The 3,312-nt window shown below is 62.7% G+C and carries 4 protein-coding genes; 1 reads left to right on the forward strand and 3 read right to left on the reverse strand.

Annotation, left to right across the window (positions count from 1 at the left end; all coding sequences use genetic code 11):
• On the forward strand, window positions 1–704 hold a 704-nt coding region (locus tag JHC99_RS18130), incomplete at its 5' end, for an RHS repeat-associated core domain-containing protein (RefSeq protein WP_292156081.1).
• A gap of 303 nt (window positions 705–1,007) precedes the next feature.
• Here JHC99_RS18130 and JHC99_RS18135 read toward each other — a convergent pair.
• The 3 genes from JHC99_RS18135 to JHC99_RS18145 form a co-directional block, all read right to left on the reverse strand.
• On the reverse strand, window positions 1,008–1,517 hold the full coding sequence (locus JHC99_RS18135; RefSeq protein ID WP_292156082.1) for a hypothetical protein: 510 nt from the start codon (window positions 1,515–1,517) through the stop codon (window positions 1,008–1,010).
• Entirely contained in the window at window positions 1,514–2,515 is a 1,002-nt protein-coding gene (gene virB11 / locus JHC99_RS18140; protein WP_292156083.1) for a P-type DNA transfer ATPase VirB11, read from the reverse strand. The genes JHC99_RS18135 and virB11 overlap by 4 nt, the downstream gene beginning before the upstream one ends.
• Window positions 2,512–3,312 (reverse strand): TrbI/VirB10 family protein (locus JHC99_RS18145; protein WP_292156084.1); only part of this gene is annotated, 801 nt, incomplete at its 5' end. The genes virB11 and JHC99_RS18145, both read right to left, overlap by 4 nt.

A 3,312-nucleotide genomic window follows, 5' to 3' on the forward strand; every position in this document is an offset into this window, starting at 1 on the left:
GGGCCTATGCGCCCCAGCTGGGGCGGTTCATGCAGACCGATCCCATCGGGTACGGCGATGGGGCGAACCTCTATGCCTACGTCGGGGGGGACCCGGTGAATAGGAGCGACCCTAGCGGACTGCTGTGGATGAACGCCACGTGCGGTCGAGACATCACGATAGGAGTTGGGGATCCCACCACCGGGGAAATTCGATGGGAAAAAGTGTCTTCAAGCTATGAGTGTTCGATATATCTGCCGGACCCTAATGAAGGCCCCCGAGAGTTCGGTGGTGGTGGTGGTGGCGGTGGCGGCGGCGGCGGAGATGCGGAGGTAGAGAATGATGATGATAATCCGACGTGTGCTCGCAGCCGTGCGAGATCGGAGGCCACTCGTTCCAATTTACCCTCTCGGATTACCGAGACTGCTCGATGGAATAGGCCGTGGGATCTTCGCTGGGACATGGAAACTCAAATGCAACGTCTCCAGGGCGATGAAATGGTGGAGGGCGTGTTCAGTTGGCTTGGTCTAGCGACAGGTTCAGCGTCCCTCGCAAATCAGTACGGTCGAGGTGGAAGAATTTCTCGGGTAGGCAGTGGTGGATGGCTTGGTCTTGGGCTTTTTGCTGCGGGGCAATTGAATTCGTGGTCATCCAGTCACCGACGTGAAATGATTCAGGCTTTACAAAATCGCCTCGATGAGCTGGAGGATTGTCGGCCGAAATGATTCGCCACTTGAGGTTTGTCTTAACTCTTCTTGCTCCTATAATAATTTCTGCGATATTGGCTGCATTTTATGGAGATGGACGCGATATTGGAAGGTATATGCGCTATGCAATCGGTGCGTTATTTGTGTTTTACTCGGCTGTGCTGATTAAATTTCTTCGCAAGAAGTAAGCGAGTAATTAGCGTGAAATGAATTAATGATATGTGAGGCAGATTTCATCGCCATTTAAAAATGCCGAAAATCTTCGGTTTCGCTGAAGAGCTTTATATTTGCTGAGGTGATGACTGCGGGATCGCTTTGTCGCTACGACGAAGCTTTATCGTAAGCGACCGGATGTTGAACGTGATAGGCTCTGATCGAGAATGATGGCGAAGGATTACTGCCAGCCTTCCAGCCGCTGTTGTGATGGTCCGTCAGGGGGGGGCACGGAAGCGGGAATATTATAGGTCGTCCGGTAACAGGCGGTGTTGAAATACCGATTGGACCAACGGTTCTCCGACGCCCGTATTGCAGCCCGTGCGGATAGGGATCCAGTCCCGCCGTGCGGATGTCCGCATAGGTCTGGAGATAGAAGTAAGGATCGAAGCCGTCGTCCAGCACCCGGGCGCCGCCGATCGGCTCGCAGCAGCGGCGGGTCCCGCGATTGCCGGCGCGGTCCAGCACATAGACGCTGGTGTCGCTGCTGTTCGTTCCGGCCTGGGTCAGCCGGCCGTGAACATCATAGCCGTAGAGGGTCGTGGCCTGGGCCAGAGCTTGAACGGGCGAGACGCTGACCACGACGGCCAGCACGAAGGGACGGAGCGCGGGTTTCATTCGGTCCTCTCCTTGAGCTGAATTTCTGTGACCGTGCGGCGGCCGCCGCGTCGCGCCAACTGCACGAAGACATCAATGCTGGCGCGAACATAGTGGAGGACGTCGCTGCGGCTGAGCTGGGTTCCGCCTTGCAGCACCAGCAGGGCCAGTTGCTCGACGGCGCGGAATGGACTGTCCGCATGGATGGTGGTCATTGAGCCGGGGTGGCCGGTGTTGACCGAACGCAGGAAGGTGTAGGCTTCGGGCCCGCGCAACTCGCCCAATATGATCCGATCCGGCCGCATCCGCAGCGAGGCGGTCAGCAGATCCTCCGCCGTCACCGCCGCCTCGCCCAGGGCGCTGCGCGCCGCCAGAAGGCCGACGGCATTGGCGTGTCGAAGTTTGAGCTCCGGCGTGTCCTCGATGAAGATCAGCCGCTCCTCATCCGGAATCTCTCGGATCAGCGCGTTGAGGAAGGTGGTCTTGCCCGTCGAGGTGCCGCCGGACACCAGGATGTTGCGGCGTCCCCGGACTGCCTCGCGCAGCAGGCCGGCGACGTCTCCGACGTTCCGTCGTTCCCTCAACAGGACGTCCAGATCGTCAGACGCGCCGGCGTCTTCGCTGCCGATCGCCTCAAAGGCCCCGGCTGAGTGATAATCCTCCAGGCTTAGCTCCGCCGCCGTCGCCTTGCGGATCGCCAGGGCGACCTGTCCTCGCGTCGCGGGAGGGATGACGATCTGGATCCGTTCTCCGCTCGGCAAGGATGCGGAGAGAATAGGGTGCTCGCGGTTGACGCCCTGATGGCTGAAGGCGGCGATCTGCCGGGCCAGCCGATCAAGAAGCTGCGGCGTCAGTTCCGCAACGTCGCGGCGCTCGACGGTGCCGCCCAGTCGTTCGATCCAGACCTCGCCTGGTCGGTTGACATAGAGGTCCGTCACGTCGGTTTGGTCGAGGAAGGGAACCAGGGGCGCCAGATAGGCGCGCAGATAGACCTGACCCTGGACCGCCGCGTCGCTCACCGGCGCGCCTCGCCGCTGAACTCCAGATCGCGCGCCACCAGCACCGTCACCCGTGCTCCCGCGTCCACACGCAAGGTCGGCTGAAGCCGCGTCTGAGCCGCCGCCGCGCCGACGTTCTGGGTTGCGCCGGGCAGGGCCACGACGACGGCAGCGTCGCCGCCCAGGCTGCGACCGGCGGCCGAGGCGCCGATGTTGAGCGTGGTCTGGAGAAGCGCCGAGCCGAACCTCTGCCAGAAATGGGTATCCACCCGGCCCCTTACGCCCGTCCGGCCTTGCAGGTCGGCGGCGGGGGACGCGAGGGCTACAGTGACCCCGTCGGGTCGGACGAGCCGAGTCCATTGAACGAAGACGCGGTTCTGCCCTTCAGTGAGGTCGGCCTGATATTCGCCGAACAGGCGCGATCCGCGCGGGATTAGGACGCGGCTGCCGTCGAAGCCGGAGACGTCACGCGAGACAATGGCTCGCAGGTTTCCGGGACGAGAGGAGTCCAGAGCCGTTTCTAGCACGGCGGGGATCAGCGTGCCTTGCGGCACCGTCGTTGCGGTTCGGCGCAGGCGGCCGGACTGAATGGCGCCGTCACCCGTCCGAGACGCCCCCGCCGCAGCCGGGCCATCCGCCTCGTCGCGTGAAGACGCGCCTGCGGTGGTGTCGATCACCAGGGCTGCGCTGGTCGAGGCGGCGGCGCCCTGCGGCGGACCCGCGACCTGGGGCGGCGCGAAGCCTTGAGGGGGCGCATAGCCGGGCGGCGGCGGTTGGGGTGCGAAGGGTATAGGCTGGAGCGGCGCCGACGCTATGGG

This window comes from Brevundimonas sp. (assembly GCF_016463485.1).
Lineage (GTDB): Bacteria > Pseudomonadota > Alphaproteobacteria > Caulobacterales > Caulobacteraceae > Brevundimonas.